Source organism: Lysobacter sp. F6437 (genome assembly GCF_052547215.1).
The window spans coordinates 760133-774324 of the sequence record NZ_JBQWRB010000001.1 but is presented as its reverse complement, the minus strand read 5'-3'; the positions used below and the strand labels follow the sequence as shown (position 1 = coordinate 774324).

General features: G+C 68.0%; 20 protein-coding genes. 16 read left to right on the top strand and 4 right to left on the bottom strand.

What is annotated here, in order from left to right:
* Positions 1–94: 94 nt before the first annotated feature.
* From ACT9F5_RS03600 to ACT9F5_RS03585, 4 genes are all read left to right on the top strand, one after another.
* Positions 95–622: a hypothetical protein gene (locus ACT9F5_RS03600; RefSeq protein WP_445118561.1), complete on the top strand. Its 528-nt coding sequence runs from the start codon at positions 95–97 to the stop codon at positions 620–622.
* Positions 623–936: 314 nt separating this feature from the next.
* Positions 937–1551 (top strand): nucleotidyltransferase family protein, encoded by a 615-nt coding sequence (locus ACT9F5_RS03595; protein ID WP_445118560.1) that lies wholly within the window; start codon positions 937–939, stop codon positions 1549–1551.
* The gene (locus tag ACT9F5_RS03590; RefSeq protein WP_445118559.1) at positions 1523–1714 is read left to right on the top strand and encodes a hypothetical protein; all 192 of its coding nucleotides are present in this window, start codon (positions 1523–1525) and stop codon (positions 1712–1714) included. The genes ACT9F5_RS03595 and ACT9F5_RS03590 overlap by 29 nt, the downstream gene beginning before the upstream one ends.
* Before the next feature lie 47 nt (positions 1715–1761).
* The gene (locus tag ACT9F5_RS03585; protein ID WP_445118558.1) at positions 1762–2868 is read left to right on the top strand and encodes a zinc-binding dehydrogenase; all 1107 of its coding nucleotides are present in this window, start codon (positions 1762–1764) and stop codon (positions 2866–2868) included.
* Positions 2869–3029: 161 nt separating this feature from the next.
* On the opposite strand, the gene ACT9F5_RS03580 is transcribed toward ACT9F5_RS03585, so the two are convergent.
* Positions 3030–3428: a hypothetical protein gene (locus ACT9F5_RS03580; protein WP_445118557.1), complete on the bottom strand. Its 399-nt coding sequence runs from the start codon at positions 3426–3428 to the stop codon at positions 3030–3032.
* Between the two features lie 267 nt (positions 3429–3695).
* Between ACT9F5_RS03580 and ACT9F5_RS03575 the strand changes: the two genes are divergently transcribed.
* From ACT9F5_RS03575 to ACT9F5_RS03550, 6 genes are all read left to right on the top strand, one after another.
* A complete protein-coding gene (locus ACT9F5_RS03575) occupies positions 3696–4256 on the top strand; it encodes a DJ-1/PfpI/YhbO family deglycase/protease (RefSeq protein ID WP_445118556.1) in 561 nt (186 codons plus the stop codon).
* Between the two features lie 31 nt (positions 4257–4287).
* Entirely contained in the window at positions 4288–4773 is a 486-nt protein-coding gene (locus ACT9F5_RS03570) for a DUF4126 family protein (RefSeq protein ID WP_445118555.1), read from the top strand.
* A 101-nt stretch (positions 4774–4874) separates the two neighbouring features.
* On the top strand, positions 4875–5699 hold the full coding sequence (locus ACT9F5_RS03565; RefSeq protein ID WP_445118554.1) for an alpha/beta fold hydrolase: 825 nt from the start codon (positions 4875–4877) through the stop codon (positions 5697–5699).
* A complete protein-coding gene (locus ACT9F5_RS03560) occupies positions 5686–6822 on the top strand; it encodes an ATP-binding protein (protein WP_445118553.1) in 1137 nt (378 codons plus the stop codon). Before ACT9F5_RS03565 ends, ACT9F5_RS03560 begins: the two co-directional genes overlap by 14 nt.
* A gap of 89 nt (positions 6823–6911) precedes the next feature.
* Positions 6912–7409: a hypothetical protein gene (locus tag ACT9F5_RS03555; RefSeq protein ID WP_445118552.1), complete on the top strand. Its 498-nt coding sequence runs from the start codon at positions 6912–6914 to the stop codon at positions 7407–7409.
* A 113-nt stretch (positions 7410–7522) separates the two neighbouring features.
* On the top strand, positions 7523–7801 hold the full coding sequence (locus tag ACT9F5_RS03550) for a hypothetical protein (RefSeq protein ID WP_445118551.1): 279 nt from the start codon (positions 7523–7525) through the stop codon (positions 7799–7801).
* Positions 7802–7837: 36 nt separating this feature from the next.
* On the opposite strand, the gene ACT9F5_RS03545 is transcribed toward ACT9F5_RS03550, so the two are convergent.
* Complete coding sequence (locus tag ACT9F5_RS03545; RefSeq protein ID WP_445118550.1) at positions 7838–8332, bottom strand: lipocalin family protein; 495 nt, start codon at positions 8330–8332, stop codon at positions 7838–7840.
* Between the two features lie 97 nt (positions 8333–8429).
* Positions 8430–8969, bottom strand: a complete 540-nt coding sequence (locus ACT9F5_RS03540) for a hypothetical protein (protein WP_445118549.1) — start codon at positions 8967–8969, stop codon at positions 8430–8432.
* Between the two features lie 141 nt (positions 8970–9110).
* Between ACT9F5_RS03540 and ACT9F5_RS03535 the strand changes: the two genes are divergently transcribed.
* From ACT9F5_RS03535 to ACT9F5_RS03515, 5 genes are read left to right on the top strand one after another with little or no spacing between them, the layout of a single operon-like run.
* On the top strand, positions 9111–9698 hold the full coding sequence (locus tag ACT9F5_RS03535) for a TetR family transcriptional regulator (RefSeq protein WP_445118548.1): 588 nt from the start codon (positions 9111–9113) through the stop codon (positions 9696–9698).
* A gap of 48 nt (positions 9699–9746) precedes the next feature.
* A complete protein-coding gene (locus ACT9F5_RS03530) occupies positions 9747–10124 on the top strand; it encodes a hypothetical protein (protein WP_445118547.1) in 378 nt (125 codons plus the stop codon).
* Positions 10125–10182: 58 nt separating this feature from the next.
* Positions 10183–10464 (top strand): type II toxin-antitoxin system RelE/ParE family toxin, encoded by a 282-nt coding sequence (locus tag ACT9F5_RS03525; protein WP_445118546.1) that lies wholly within the window; start codon positions 10183–10185, stop codon positions 10462–10464.
* 16 nt (positions 10465–10480) lie between these two features.
* The gene (locus ACT9F5_RS03520) at positions 10481–10771 is read left to right on the top strand and encodes a HigA family addiction module antitoxin (RefSeq protein ID WP_445118545.1); all 291 of its coding nucleotides are present in this window, start codon (positions 10481–10483) and stop codon (positions 10769–10771) included.
* Between the two features lie 16 nt (positions 10772–10787).
* The gene (locus tag ACT9F5_RS03515; RefSeq protein WP_445118544.1) at positions 10788–12089 is read left to right on the top strand and encodes an MFS transporter; all 1302 of its coding nucleotides are present in this window, start codon (positions 10788–10790) and stop codon (positions 12087–12089) included.
* Positions 12090–12126: 37 nt separating this feature from the next.
* Here ACT9F5_RS03515 and ACT9F5_RS03510 read toward each other — a convergent pair whose 3' ends face one another.
* Positions 12127–12600 carry a hypothetical protein gene (locus ACT9F5_RS03510; protein WP_445118543.1) on the bottom strand — a complete coding sequence of 158 codons (474 nt, stop codon included), beginning with the start codon at positions 12598–12600 and terminating at the stop codon, positions 12127–12129.
* 198 nt (positions 12601–12798) lie between these two features.
* On the opposite strand from ACT9F5_RS03510, the gene ACT9F5_RS03505 reads away from it, so the two are divergent.
* Positions 12799–14109, top strand: coding sequence for a PQQ-dependent sugar dehydrogenase (locus ACT9F5_RS03505; RefSeq protein WP_445118542.1), 1311 nt, complete (start codon positions 12799–12801; stop codon positions 14107–14109).
* Positions 14110–14192 lie beyond the last annotated feature (83 nt).

The window sequence follows — 14192 nt, the reverse complement described above, 5'->3', positions numbered from 1 at the left end:
CCCGCGATCACCACACGCCACACGGACCGCGGCGGAGCAAGGACGCATCCGGCACCCTGCCGGATCACACACATGGATCGACAAGGAGATCACCGTGTCCCAGGACTACATTTCCCTGACCCTTACTCCCGAGCAGGTCACCGGCGCCAGCGACGGGCTGGACCTGATGGCCGCTTCGCTGTCCGGCCTGAAGGCGACGCCGGAGCCGGAGCGCGGCAACCTGCTGTACATGGGCGCCAAGTCGGAGGTGTTCTGCCGCCGTGCGCTGCGCATCCTCGACGCCAATCCGCAGATCGTGCCCCCCAGCCTGGCCGCGGACCTGGCCGGTGCCAACGCCGACCTCGCCGCGCTCGACCAGTTGCGCCCGCTGCAGGAGCGCCTGCAGAAGCTGCTCTCGCTGATCGGCGACAGCATCGACCTGCTCGGCAGCGACGCGATGCACGTCGCGCTGGACGCCTACGCGCAGCTCAAGCTGTCCGGTGGCGACGCCGGCCTCGAGGAGCTGCGCAAGGAGCTGGGTTCGCGCTGGTCGCAGGGCGGCCGGGCGAGGGCGGAGTCCCCCACGCCGGCGCCGACCCCGACGCCCACCCCGGCCCCCACGCCGGTGCTCGATCCGGCCTGACCGCGGGTCGCCCGCAACACCGCAGAAGCCGCCTCCGGGTGGCTTTTGCACGTCTGGAGGGCGGTTCTGGGCCGTTTTGGGGCTTGAAAGACCTCCCGGAGGTCGTCAGCGACCTTGCGGAGGCCGCCGACAGGGTCCGCGAGGTCGTCGGCGATGTCGCGAAGGTCTCCCGCAGACCTCCGCGAGGTCATTCGACGACCTCGGCGAGGTCTCCGACAGACCTGTGGAAGGTCTCCGGGGATGTCCGCGAGGTCGCTGGCAGACCTCCGCGACATCCTCGAAAGACCTCCGGAAGGTCTCCCGACGATGTCGCAATGGTCCTTGGTGGATGTGTGGGAGGTCGCCAGTCCGGCGCGGCTGCCGGGCGCCGGTCCCACTCGTCGCGCTACGATGCGCGGATGGCCAGCCTGCTTGCCCAGATCAGGGAATCCCTCGTCGCCTTCACCCGGTTGCAGACCCCGCCGGCGCTGATCGGCGGGCTCGCGCTTGCCGCCCACAATGTCGTTCGCGCCACCCGTGATGTCGACTTTCTCGTCGACGCCGACGATGCCGACCGGTTGCACGAACTCCTGCTGGAACTGGGGTACCACTGCATCCATCGCAGTGCGGATGCGGCCAACTACCTGCGTGGCGAGGAAGGTCTCGACCTGTTGTACGCGCATCGTCCCATTGCCCGACAGCTGCTGGCGGCCGCCGATGAGCGGGACACGCCGATGGGGCGGTTGCGGGTGATCAGTGCCGAGGGGCTGGTTGCATTCAAGCTGCAGGGGTACGTCAATGACCCAACGCGCACCCGCGACCTGGACGATATCCGGGCCCTGCTGCGCGCGCACCGCGAGACCCTCGACCGGGAGCAGCTGAGGGAGTATTTCCGTCTGTTTGAACGGGAGGATCTGCTTGATGAGCTCATCGACGAAGTCCGCAACTGATCGTGATCGGGTCGTCCTGGTGAGCGAAGGTGGTGTGGAGCGCATGCCGGCGCCGGCCGACCCGATCAAGGCGTGGATCGATCTCATGGAGGTGGTGGAAATGCTGCGCCCCCGGGGTGCCCCGCGTCCTCCGGTGTCGACCGGCGGGGTATTCCTGCTGTAGCCGCGCACAACCCCGATGAGGTAGCAGAGATGGACAGGACGAGTGGATTGGAACTGCGGTCGCTGGCGACGTCCGATGGACAGCTTCGCCTGAGTCTGGAGACGGTCACCCTGGACGAACCCGGCGCGGATGAGCTGGTGGTGCGGGTCGAGGCCACGCCCATCAATCCATCGGACCTCGGGCTCCTGCTCGGTCCTGCCGATGTGTCGACCGTCAGGGCCGAAGGGACGCCGGAACGACCGGTGCTGGTCGCCGACATTCCGCAGCAGCGCCTGGCGGCCATCCGCACCCGGCTGGACCAGTCGCTGCCGGTCGGCAACGAAGGCGCGGGCACCGTCGTCAAGGCGGGCGGCAATGTGCAGCATTTCCTCGGGAAGAAGGTCGGGATGCTGGGCGGCGGGATGTACGCGCAACTGCGCAAGCTGCGGGCGCAGGACTGCATCGTGCTGCCCGATGACGTGGATGTCGCGGACGGGGCGTCGATGTTCGTCAATCCGCTGACCGCGCTTGGCTTCACCGAAACGATGAAGGCCGAGGGGCACCGCGCCATCGTGCATACCGCCGCCGCCTCGAACCTGGGCCAGATGCTCAACAGAATCTGCCTTGCGGACGGCATCGGGCTGGTCAATATCGTGCGCAGCAACGCGCAGGCGGCGATCCTCCTCGATATCGGCGCACGCCACATCGTCGACAGCACGTCGCCGGACTTCCAGGCCGAACTGACCGAAGCGATTGCCGACACCGGTGCAACCATCGGCTTCGACGCCATCGGTGGCGGCAAGCTGGCCGGGCAGATCCTGCAGGCGATGGAAACGGTCGCCAGCCGCGGCGTCACCACGTACAACCGCTACGGCTCGGACGCGTTCAAGCAGGTCTATATCTATGGCAGCCTGGACACGGGGCCGACCGTGATCAATCGGACGTTCGGTTTTGCCTGGAACGTCGGCGGATGGCTGCTCTTCCCCTTTCTGCAGAAGGCGGGCCAGGAAGTCGCGGCGCGGATGCGCCAACGTGTCGTGGACGAGCTCGGGACGACCTTCGCCAGCCACTACACGAAGACCATCAGCCTTGTGGATGCGCTGCAGCCGGAGATCCTGGCTGCGTACGAGCGCAAGTCGACCGGCGAGAAGTATCTGATCGACCCGTCCTTGTAGGCGGGGCTGTTCCTTGTCGATGTCCGGGGACGCCTCGCGACAACAGCCGTCGCACTAAGTCTCAAAAAAAAGGCCCCGCATTGCGGGGCTTTTTTTTGTACTCGAAGTATCGCGTGGCCTTTGGACTCAGTGTGTTATGGCCTGGCGCCGCGGCCGAGGGGTCACGGCTGGTAGCAGGCGCCGCTGGCGTCGTGCTCGATCTGGATCAGTTCTCCGCCGCCCACGCCCCAGGCATTGCCATCGGCAAAGATCAGGCAGCCTGCGCCCTTGTAGAGCACCTGCATGCGGCGCGCGTCATTGCCGAAGTAGAACGGGATCCAGCGCTTGCCGGATTCGTAGCTGTGCTGGCGGTCGGGGACGCGGTCCATGACCTGCTGCACGGCTTGGGTGTCCATGCCGATCGTGAGCTGGGCGAATTTGCTGCCGGGCGCCGGCTGGCCGACGATTGCTTCGGCCTGCACTTCCTGGTCGGCTGCGGTCTGCTCGGTGTTCGCTGCGCTGTTGGTGTTGCCGGTGGTGGCACAGGCGGCGCAGGCGCTGGCGAGGGCCACGATAGCCATATGGCGGAACGTACTCATTACTCATCTCCCTGAGATCGCCGGTGGTCGGGAAGGCCTCATGCCCCCCTGCCGGCGAAGTGCGCAGACTGCCGGCGGAGGCACGTTTCGTCAATCAGATACAGACCTGTCCGAGCTACCGCTTGAACACCTGATCCCGATGCCAGCTCAACTGACTGCCTCCGCGCCACAGTCACATGCTGCCAATGCCTCCGGAGGCATCCTGCGGACTTGCGGCACCTTGCCGCGTCCCGACCCGCAGGAGGTCCCATGAGCAGTGCACTCAAGAACAAGACCGTCGCCATCCTCGCCACCGATGGCTTTGAACAGGTCGAGCTGACCGAGCCGAAGAAGGCGGTGGAGGCGGCTGGCGCGACCACCAGGTTGCTGTCGATCAAGACCGGCGAGATCCAGGGCATGCACCACGACAAGCGTGGCGACACGTTCAAGGTCGATGGGCAGGTAGCGGACGCGAAGGTCGAGGATTTCGACGCGTTGATCCTGCCCGGCGGCGTGGCCAATCCCGATGCATTGCGGATGGATGAGGCGGCGGTGGGTTTCGTGCGCGACTTCTTCCAAAGCGGCAAGCCGATCGGCGTGATCTGCCACGGGCCGTGGCTGATGATCGAGGCCGACGTGGTACGTGGTCGCAAGATGACCGCGTGGCCGAGCGTGCGCACCGACCTGCGCAATGCCGGCGCCGAGGTGGTCGACGAGGAGGTGGTGACCGACAAGGGCATCGTCTCCAGCCGCAAGCCCGATGACCTGCCGGCGTTCTGCAAAAAGATCGTCGAGGAGTTCGCCGAAGGCCGCCACGCGCCGCGCACCTGACATGGCGTGCACCGACACAAGGAGATTGCATATGGCACTGGTCCATTCGGTTCTGATGGCCGCGATCGGCGGGATGCGCGCGGTGACGCCTCTGGCGGCCGTGGCCAACGCCGCGCGCGACGGCCTGCTTCCACGCGACAACGGCGCGCCGCGCTGGTTGTCCAGCCGCGCCGTCTCGGCCGCTACGGGCGCGCTGGCATTGGCGGAGATGGCCGGCGACAAGATGAAGAGCGCGCCGGATCGCATCGCGCTGCCGGGCCTGCTGGCACGTTGCGCGACGGGCGCGATCGCCGGTGTCGCGCTGGCGCCGGCGCGGCAACGCAACGCCGCCGCGTTGCTGGGCGCCGCCGCCGCGATCGGCTCCTCCTACGTCACCTTCCGCATGCGCAAGTACGCGCTGCAACGGTACGGGCAGACGCCGACCGGCGTGGTCGAGGACGGAATCTCCGCGGCCGGTGCGGCCTTGGTGGTCGCGGGCGTGGGAAGGGCGGCCCGGACCGGTGCGCGCTTGACCTGATCCGTCCTCATATCTGGCGGCCACCTTGACCCGGCGCGCCGGGCTGCCAACCACCATCCGCCATGCGATCCTAGGCGAACCTTGTCCCCGGATCCGTGCCCATGAGCCTGCGTGAGCGCCACCACGTCACCGTTGCCGGCGAAGGCCCGGCGAGCATGGTGTTCGCCCACGGCTTCGGCTGCGACCAGAACATGTGGCGGTTGATGGCGCCCGCGTACGAGGACCGCTACCGCACCATCCGCTACGACCTGGTCGGCAGTGGACGCTCGGACCTGTCGGCCTACGACCGCAACCGCTACGACACCCTGCAGGGCCACGCGGACGACCTGGTGGAGGTGGTGCGCGAGTTCGCCGAGGGTCCCGTCGTGTTCGTCGGGCATTCGGTGAGCGCGATGATCGGGCTGCTGGCCGGCATCAAGGCGCCGGAGCTGTTCCGGGCCCACGTGATGCTGGGGCCGTCGCCCTGTTACATCGACGACGGCGACTACGTTGGCGGCTTCAGCCGGGCGGACATCGACTCGTTGCTGGAGACGATGGAAGGCAACTACCTCGGGTGGTCGAGCAGCATGGCGCCGGCGATCATGGGTGCGCCCGATCGGCCCGAGTTGGCGGAGGAACTCACCAACAGCTTCTGCCGTACCGACCCGGAGATCGCCACGCACTTCGCGCGGGTGACCTTCCTGTCCGACAACCGTGCGGACCTGCCGAAGCTGCACGCCCCGGCGCTGGTCCTGCAGTCCAGCGACGACCTCATCGCCCCGCTGGCCGTGGGCGAGTACATGGCGCGCACGCTGCCGGACGCGACCCTGCGGGTGATCCGCAATGTCGGCCATTGCCCGCACCTGAGCGCGCCGTCCGAAAGCATGGCCGCGATGGACGCGTTCCTTGACGCGCTGGCCTCGCGCGGTGGGCGTGGCCACGACTGACCACGGCAGCGACGGCGGCGTGGGCGCGCTCTACGAGCACGCGCCCTGCGGCCTGCTGCTCACCGACGACGACGGCCTGGTGTTGCGGGCCAACGCCACGTTCTGCGGCTGGCTTGGCGTGGAGAGTGGCGCGCTGGTCGGCCGGCGCCGGTTCCAGGACCTGCTCACCATGGGCGGGCGAATCTTCCACCAAGCCCAGTGGATGCCGCTGTTGCGCATGCAGGGCTCGGTGGCCGAGGTCAAGCTCGACATGGCGCGCGAGGGCGCCAAGCCGCTGCCGATGGTGATGAATGCCATCCGCCGCGAGTGCGACGGTGCGATGGTCCACGAGATCGCGCTGTTCATCGCCAAGGACCGGCACGCCTACGAGCGCGAACTGCTGGCCTCGCGCAAGCGGGCCGAGGAGTTGGCGACGCAGCAGCGCGCGGCCCGCGAGTTCGCCGAACAGATGATGGCCATCGTCAGCCACGACCTGCGCACGCCGCTGGGCACCATCCGCACGGCCGGCGAGGTGCTGGGGATGATCGACCTGCCGGAGCGGTACCGGCCGCTGCTGGGCAATATCGACCGCTCCACCGACCGCGCCCTGGCGCTGATCAACGACCTGCTGGACCTGACCCGCTCGCGCCTGGGGCAGGGCATGGCGATCACGCGCCAGCCGATCGACCTGCACGACACGGTTGCCGCGCAGGTGGCGGAACTGTCGCAGGCCTACCCGGAGGCGCGCATCGAGCATCACCGCCGGGGCGACGGCCGCTGCGACGCCGACCCGGCGCGGCTGGGCCAGCTGGTCGGCAACCTGGTGTCCAACGCGGTGGCCTATGGCCGGCCCGGTGCGCCGGTGGTGGTGTGCACCTCGACCGACGGCGACGAATGCGCGGTCTCGATCCGCAACGAAGGCGAGCCGATTCCCGACGCGGTGCGGGGCTCGCTGTTCCAGCCGATGGTGCGCGGTACCGACGAGGGCGGAGCCACCCGCAGCGTGGGGCTGGGCCTGTACATCGTCGCCGAGGTGGCCCGCGCCCATGGCGGCGCCGCCCGCCTCGCGTCGAGTACCGCCGAGGGCACGGAGTTCGTCGCCGGCTTCGCGCGGTGGTCGGCACCGGGGCCTGCCACTGGGTAGGTGGACAGCGCCGAGCTGGGGCATGCCTCGACGGGGCGAGTACGTCGCGCGGCGTAGTCTCTGAACCCCAACCGCCGTGAGAACTGTCGATGACCCGTATCGCCCCCGCGCTTCCGCTCACGTTTGCGCTCGCCGTGGTGCTGGCCGCCGCGTCCTGCACCACCACTCCCACCACGCCTGACGTTGCCGGGCAGGCGGATGGCGGCGACGGCTCCGCGATCACGCTGACGCCGCTCACCGCGGCCGACATCGAGGGCGCTTCGCTCGCGGGTGAGCTTGCCTGCAGCTTTTCCGCCGAGTCGGGGGAGGCGCCGCTGTTGCTGGCGAAGGGCGACGTGGCCTCGGATGCGTCCAGCCGCGGCGTGGTGAAGGTCGGCAGTTATGTCGAACCGGTCGCCGCGCCGGGCGGCTTCGACGGGATGCTGCGTGGGGCGCGTTTCTCGGGCGCCGGCAAGGTGGTAGTGATCGAGCTCACCGGTCCTGCCACGGGCGGCGGCGAGTCGCCACCCAGCCCGGCCACGCTCACGTACCACCGCGCCGATGGCGCCCGGCGCACGTTCGCCGGCCAGTGGCAGTGCGGGCCGTAGGGTCCGGCACCTTCTTTTGACTGAACAGCGCACGGCCACGCGGAACCTCCATGCTCCGCAGCCATGCCAGCCGGGTTAGTCTTCCGCCCTTCCGAAGCAGAGTTTCCGAAGTGATGAATGCCACCGTTGTCGGTCTGGTGACGCCGCATCTGCTGCGCGTCGTGGACCTCGCCAATGAAGCGGAGAAGGGAGTCAACGTGGATTGGCACGTACGCGATGCCGTGGCCAAGACGATGGCCGAGCTGGGTGATCAGTACAACGCGGTGGACCTGGTGACGTCGTTTGTCGACGGGCTGGAGAACGCGGCCGCGCAGGCCCCGAAGGCCCGGATGCTTTATGCCGGCGCGCTGCGGTCCGCGGCCGAGGCGGCGCGCCGTCTCCGCCGCGACTGAGTTCCGGCGCGACCGCTTCCACCGGGCGTCTTCGCCCTACGGCGTGCCCTGCTGCGGGGTGTCGATCAGCCCGTCCAGCTCGTAGCCCAGCGCCTGCGCGGTGGCGAGGTAATCCATCCGTTCGGCCGGATCGATCCGCGGGGTGCGCGCCAGCAGCCACAGGTACTTGCGGTCCGGGCTGCCGACCAGCGCGATGCGATAGTCGGGGTCGATCCGCAGCACCCAGTAGTCGCCCTTGGTGAACGGCACCCAGCGCAGCCCCTCGGGCAGGAAGCTGACTTCGAGCTTGCTGTTGTTGCTGCCTTCCACCGGCGTGGCCTCGCCGACCGACTCCTGTGGCGTACCGTCGCCGTCGCGCGCGCGGTTCTCGACCCGCACCTTGCCGACGTCCTGCAGCGTGTAGGTGGCGGTGATGTCGGTGTAGTCCGGCGGCTCGTGGCGCATCGGCAGCCGCGCGACCTCGTACCAGGTGCCGAGGTAACGCTGCAGGTCGACGGCGGCGACGGTGGCGGGTTCGTCATGGTGGGTCATGTGGGGCTCCTGTGGGGGAGTCGCTGGTGTAGCCGATGCGCGATGAAGCGGGCGCAAACATGCCTTGACGGCGGTGCTGCCGTGCCGGTGTATGCGCTCAGGAGGTGCAGGGCGCCGCCATCGGCTTCCTGAAGGTCAACCACAAGGCCGAAAGCAGGAAGTACAGGCCACCGAACGCCGCGTAGGGCGCCAGTTGGGGAAGGCCCGGCGCCACGCCAAACGCCTGGACGACGAAGAAGCCGCCGGCGAGGGCCGACTGGCCGCCGCTGAGCATCATGAAGAACTGGCCGCCAAGCTTCCGTCGCCGGATGCCGACTGCGAGCTGGAAGAGTCCGGCCAGTAGCGCCCATGCACCGAAGACCAGTACGCCGCCTGCGTTCCCTTGCAAGGCGAACGCGCCGACGATGGCGACGGCGGTGACCACACTGACGACCGCGTTGAACTTCTGGCCGGGATTTGCGTGCAGGCCACCGCTTCGCCGGGCGTCGAAGACGTTGGCGATCGCATCCCACGCCGGGTAGATGAAGAGCAGCGTGGCCGCGAGAAGTATCGATGCGGGAGCGGACAGGACGACGACGGCGACCCAGGCGAAGGCGACGACTGCGCGCAGGAAATAGAAGTTTCGAAGGGAGTTCACGGGGTGCACTCTTGGGAAGGAGGTGCAACCCTACTAGTTGGTAGGTTTTGGTGTCAATGGAGAATCTTGACTGTGGTTACTCCTGCGACTGATCTCCGGGGCCGGCTGGAAGGCTACCTATCAAGTGGTAGAATCCGGCCCATGACCACGCAACAGAAACTCATAGATTCGGCCCGGTACCTCATCCAGACGCGGGGCTACAACGGCTTCAGCTATGCCGATGTCGCTGAGCAGGTGCAGGTGCGCAAGGCGAGCATCCACCACCACTTCCCGGCCAAGTCCGATCTCGCCCGGGCGGTGGTGGAGGAGTCCCGTACGGCGATCGTCACGCAGACGCGGACACTCGATGGCGCGTTCGACCCCGAAGAACAGCTGCGCTTCTATACCGGTTACTGGGAAAAATGCATCGCTGATGCGTCCGCGCCGTTCTGCGTCGCCGGCATGCTCGCCACCGAGCTGCCGACCCTGCCTGCCGACCTGGCCGATCACGTGCGTGCGCATTTCCGCGATCTGTCGAACTGGCTGGAAACGGTGCTGACCAAGGGCGCGCAACTCGGCCTGTTCGAGTTGCATGCGTCCGCGCGCCTGGAGGCGGAGTCGTTCATGTCGATGGTCTACGGCGCCATGCTCACTGCGCGCGCGCAGGGCGAGCCGAAGGTATTTGCGGACATCGTCGAGCACGGGCTGAAGCGACTGCTGCGTCACCCCGTGGCCACGAAGCGCCGGTAAGGCACGCTGGCCGTAATAATCCATTGATCCCGATATCGAGAACTGCCGATGACCCGTATCGCTCCCGCTCTTTCGTTGACCCTTGCGCTCGCCGTGGCACTGGCCACCGCGTCCTGCACTACCACCACCGCGCCTGATGTTGCCGGGCAGACGGATGGCCCGTTGCGCATCGAAGGCACGATCACAGCCATCGATCTGCAGCCGTGGACCTACGACGGCCATGCGGTCGTGCAGGTCGACGCGGAGGGTCGAGGCCCGGTGGAGGTCCAACTCCCGGCGCGCTGGAGCCTGTGCAAGGCGGAGCCGGTGGACGTCGAGAGTTTGGCCGTCGGCATGCACGTGCAGGCGGTAGGCGCCGCATCGGGCGAGGGTGGGCTGGTGGTGTGCGGGGACGCGGCCCACAAGCTGGTGCCGATGGGGAACTGAGCCGGATTTTCGACTATAACGAGTTGCGTTATATAACGGGTTACGTTATGGTTGCTGCGTGATCCGGAACTTTGCCGACAAGGAAGCGGAAAAGATCTGGGACGGCTCGCCGTCTCGACGGCTGCCTGCCAGTATCCAGCAGGTCGCCCGGCGCAAGCTACGCATGCTCAACAGTGCCTTCATCCTGGACGACCTGCGTATTCCGCCGGCCAACCGCCTGGAAGCATTGAAGGGCAGCCGGAGAGGGCAACACAGCATCCGGATCAACGACCAGTGGCGTGTGTGCTTCCGCTGGAAGGACGGTGACGCCCATGACGTGGAAATCGTCGATTACCACTGACGCAACGGAGTCGGCCATGAAGACCCTGCCCAACATCCACCCCGGCGAAGTCCTGCTGGAAGAGTTCCTCATTCCGCTGGGCATCAGCCAGAACGCCTTGGCGCGAGCCGCGGGTGTCCCGCCGCGCCGCATCAACGAGATCGTGCTGGGGAAGCGAGGCGTGAGCGCCGATACCGCAGTCCGTCTCGCAGCCGCACTTGGCACCAGCGAGCGGTTCTGGCTGGGGTTGCAGGCCGACTACGACCTCGAAGAAGCGCATCGCGCGCTGGGCAATGCGGTCGACCGGATCGAGCGTATCGCGGCGTGAGCCCCGACTCATCCGTTTGAGCACCATCTTCCAGTCCCTCCGCAGCTACAACTACCGGCTCTGGGCCGGTGGCGCGCTGGTGTCCAACGTGGGCACGTGGATGCAGCGCATCGGGCAGGACTGGCTGGTGCTGACGGTGCTGACCGACCACAACGCGACGGCGGTGGGCATCGTGATGGCGTTGCAGTTCGGCCCGCCGCTGCTGTTGTTGCCGCTGACCGGCTACGTGGCCGACCACTGGGACCGTCGCAAGCTGTTGCTCGCGACGCAGGCCGTCGCCGGTTTGCTGGCGTTGGGGCTGGGCCTTTTGACGCTCACCGGCATGGTGCAGCTGTGGCACGTGTACGGGTTTGCGTTGTTGCTCGGCTGCGTCACCGCGTTCGATGCGCCGGCACGGCAGGCGTTCGTGTCGGACCTGGTCAGCGATGACGACCTGGCCAACGCGGTGGCGTTGAATTCCGCGTCGTTCAACGCGGCACGCATGCTGGGCCCGGCGGTGGCGGGCGTGCTGATCGCGGCGATTGGCGAGGGCTGGCTGTTCGTGGTCAACGCGGGCTCGTATGCGGCGGTGCTGGTGTCGCTGTGGTTCTTGCGGGTGCACGAGCTGCATACCGAAGCCCGGCCGGAGCGCACGCGCGGCAGCCTGCTGGCGGGGTTCGGTTACGTGTGGCGGCGGCCGGACCTGATGGCGGTGCTGGTGATGCTGTTCCTGCTGGGGACGTTCGGTTTCAACTTCGCGATCTTCATTTCGACCATGTCGGTCACGGTGTTCGATGGCGACGCCAGCCAGTACGGCCTGCTGACCTCGGCGATGGCGGCCGGCACGATGTGCGGGGCGCTGCTGTCGGCGCGTCGGCCGGTGCCGGGCATGGTGCTGATGGCGGTGTCGGCGGCGGGTTTCGGCGTCAGCGTGGCGCTGGCGGCGGTGATGCCGGGGCCGGTGCTGTTCGGGGTGGTGCTGTTCTTCGTCGGGCTGGCGGCGCTGACCTTCATGACCGCGAGCAACTCGATGATGCAGCTGACCACCGAACGCGCGATGCGAGGCCGGGTGCTGGCATTGCGGATCGCGGTGGTCATGGGCGGCACGCCGCTGGGGGCGCCGCTGGTGGGTTGGGTGGTCGATCGGTTCGGCGCGCGCTGGGCGTTGGGGATCGGTGCGCTGTCGGGCGTTGCGGCGACCGCCGTGGCGGTGGGCTATCTGGTCAGGTATCGCGGGCTGCGTGTGTCGCGGGATGGCGGGCGGCTGCGGTTGGCTATCGAGGCGGCACCGACCGACGAGACGGGTGTCCGGGTAGCGGCGGGTGAGCGGGTGACGTAAGTGTGGTGGGCAGGCGCCGCCGATCGACAGTGACGACTCAGGGGTCCAACTGGTTGCTGCGCCACGGTTCCGGCAGTGCCGACTGTGGGCAGTGGCGGGCGGCGTACTGCCAGTCATAGGTGCGGTTGTCGGCGGAGAAGGCCTCGGGGCTCTCGATGGTGTACTCGACTTCGCTCGGTTCCGGGCCACCGCCACCCATGCCTCCGATCACCGTGCAGGTCTCGGCGGTGGCGTAGGTGTTGGGGCCGGTCTTTTCGATCCGGGTGAAGCGGCAGGCTTCACGCGAACTGTTGATGCCTTTGCCGTCGTGCAGCATCACGGTGGCGTTGGACGCGTCGCCGCAGGCCACGTCCGCGGCGACGAAATAGCCGGGCTTGAGCGGCAGGCGGTCGACGCCGGCTGCGGTGGAGGGCGCGGGGTCGGCACCCTGGCCGGCGTCCGCCGCGGCGGGTGACTGGCTGCCGCATGCGGCCAGCAGAATGAGGCAAAACACTGTCGGAGTCGGCTTCATGATGGGATCCCGGCGTGAGCGTCATCTGCTACAACGCAGCCGCGCGCCCGGGTCGGCCGGGCGGGTGCCGGGTACGGATCAAGGTCGCGGCGTGTACTCTCGCCTCCGTTTGACGCAAGGTGCCGCGAAGCGCACCGATTGGGGAGCGATGTCCGGGTGGCGACGGGAAGCGGTTGACGTGAACTCCAAGGGGAATCGATGACGATGCTGCGTGCCCTCGTCGTGGCTGCGACGTGCCTGCTGTCGGTGCTGCCCTGCGCGGCGCGTGAGCGCTATGCCGTGCAGGGCGAGTCCTGCGACGGTTATCCGCGCCTTGCCATCGAGACCATGCGGGGCATGTGTGCGGGGCTGGTGGTGGGCCCGACCGTGCAGGACCCCGCACGCGAACTGCGCCTGCCGCGTTCGCTGCTGCAACTGGACGCCGACACCTGGCTGGTGACCGACCTGGGGCGCTGGGACGGCTCGCGTGGTGCGGTGTGGAAGTTGCACACGCGGCCCGGGGAAAGCGCCACGCTCGAGCGGATCATCGACGGACTGCACCTGCCGCACGCCATCGTCCGTGGGCCCGATGGGCTGGTCTACATCAGCGAGATGAGCCGGATCGTTCGTTTCGACCCCGGCACGGCGACGCCCGCTGAAAGCATCGAGCCGGTCGTCACCGGACTACCCGACAACCGCCTGCATGCGCATCGCCATCCGCTGTCGAGCTTTGTGTTCCTGCCCAATGGCGACTTGCTGGCCAACGTCGGCGCGCCGAGCGACCAGTGCGCCGGCGACGGCACGCGCACCGACGCCGGCCTGTGCGCGGAGAGCGAGGGCGAGTCGGATGCGGCGTCGCTGCGGGTCTATCCGCGAAACGGGGATGGTGACGGTGGCTGGTCGCAGGACTACACGGTCATGGCGCGCGGGCTGCGTAACTCGGTGGCCCTCGCGGTGCATCCCTCGGGCACGGTGCTGCAGGCGGAGAACAGCTACGACTTCGAAAGCCGCTGGGTGCCATTCGAGGAACTCAACGTCATTGAGCCCGGGCTGCATTTCGGTTGGCCGTATTGCACGGCGACTTCAAACACCACGCCCGCATGGCCGGACAAGGCGGAGTGGTGCCGGTCCGACGCGCACGCCACCCCGGCGTTGCTGTTGCCACCGCATGCGGCGCCACTGGACATGCTCTGGTACGACGGCGCGATGTTCCCGGCGTTGCAAGGTCGGATGCTGATGAGCTGGCACGGCTACCGCTCGGTCGGCGGTCGAATCGCCAGCTTCGCGGTGGACGCGCGCGGGGTGCCGGTCCCCGATGCGCATCCACGCTTCCCCGTCTACGGCGCCGGCCACCGCGCCTACGGAGCAGCCCCGGCTGCCACGCCGGTGGTGCTGACGCCGGTTTGGGGCCGAAGTGCGGGATTGCGCCCACAAGGGTCGCCGGTGGGCATGGCCGTTGCCGACGACGGCGCCATCTGGGTCGCCGATGACCGCGCCGGCGTGATCATCCGGCTGGCGACCGACGAATGAACAGTCATCCGCTGGCCGCCTGCGCAGGGCGATCCGACGCCCTGTGCCTTCAGGCACAGGTTCCCGGTTGCCCAGTCGGCCAC